We start from the raw sequence: 1,321 nt of genomic DNA, 5'->3' as shown, positions 1-1,321 counted from the left end.
GAACTGGCCGATCAATACGGCGTTTCCGCAGAACGTGTGCGTCAGTTAGAGAAAAACCCCATGAAGAAACTGCGGGCAGCGATTGAGGCCTGACGATAAGTTCAGCGCTGCATAACATCCGCGCTTCACAAGAAAAACGATCGGCAGATGCCGGTCGTTTTTTTATGCCTGCGCTGTGCGATGTTACAGATATTCAGTGACCTGTTCATAGTAGCTAACGGCGATATCATGTTTGGTATCAGCAGGGATCAAGGTTTTTTCACGTTTGAAATAGGCATTTTGCATCAGAAAGCTCACTTCTTCTCCCGACTGCCGGGCTTGCAGATAGTCATCATAAAATTCGACAACCTCCTTTACGTCACAATACAGTGCATCCTGCTGTGCGCATTCCTCACCGAACGAGAGCCGACATAACGTCAGCGCCGCCTGTGCGTTGGCGATAACACAGGCCAGACTACCGGGCACGCCGGTTGTTCTTAAACGGGTGAATACGCCATAGAAGAGTTTATTTTCTCTGTTCTGTGGCGCGTCTATGTTTTGGTAGACGAGTTCTCGGGAGAAATTATAAAGGCAACTTAGCCAGACGGTATTTCTGAGCGTTGAATCAATCCGCTGCGTGGTTTGCTCATCCAGCGTTAACGTGCAATGGGAGGATTTTATAAAATCATCGATATTACGATGTAAAAACTCCGATATTTGAAACGCTTCCCAATCAGTGTCCCCACACTTTATTGCCGTAAGCGAATATTTAATGCGTAACAACTGTAGGTTTTTCATTGCCACGGCAGCCGGATTTATCCCATTTTCTATTTTTTTACCATAAAATTCAGTGATTTCTTTTATGGCGGTTCGTAATTTTTTATTAATTTCTCGCCGTGTTTCCTCAGCCATTTCCGGCTGGTTTTCAATGTCTTTCTGAAACTTTAATAAGTTCTTATTGTAGGTACTAATAAAGGACATATTATGTTTTGGAATAGGGTTACGCGTGTCCATACTCACAGATCTAATCTGCATCAGATAATTTTCCAGTGGGGTAGGTAAGGGGAAATATACCCGATCCGCTATTCAGGGAATGGGTTTTCTTGATGGAAGAAGCGATTTTTAGAGAGGGTGAAATGAGCCTCTGGTGTTGATGGACAATGCCAATACGCGTGCGTTGTGCCATCGCGGCCCGCGTATTGGTTCGGCATGGCTCCGTTGCCGTATTGGGGAGAGGTTCCCCGTTGTTAGCGGTTAACTTCGCGTGTAGAGCCACCCTCCTGACACCGGAAAGAATCCACAGCTTTCCATAAAGCGATCCAGCACGGCTTCGTTGACGCCA

The 1,321-nt window shown here is 46.1% G+C and carries 2 protein-coding genes; one reads left to right on the top strand and one right to left on the bottom strand.

What is annotated here, in order from left to right; all coding sequences use genetic code 11:
• The coding region (locus tag J5224_RS28180; RefSeq protein WP_319802496.1) for a sigma factor-like helix-turn-helix DNA-binding protein at positions 1-93 on the top strand (93 nt) is incomplete at its 5' end.
• 90 nt (positions 94-183) lie between these two features.
• On the opposite strand, the gene J5224_RS28175 is transcribed toward J5224_RS28180, so the two are convergent.
• The gene (locus tag J5224_RS28175; protein WP_264628414.1) at positions 184-999 is read right to left on the bottom strand and encodes a hypothetical protein; all 816 of its coding nucleotides are present in this window, start codon (positions 997-999) and stop codon (positions 184-186) included.
• Positions 1,000-1,321 lie beyond the last annotated feature (322 nt).

The organism is Candidatus Symbiopectobacterium sp. NZEC135, assembly GCF_025962695.1.
This window is presented reverse-complemented; position numbering and strand designations above follow the sequence as displayed.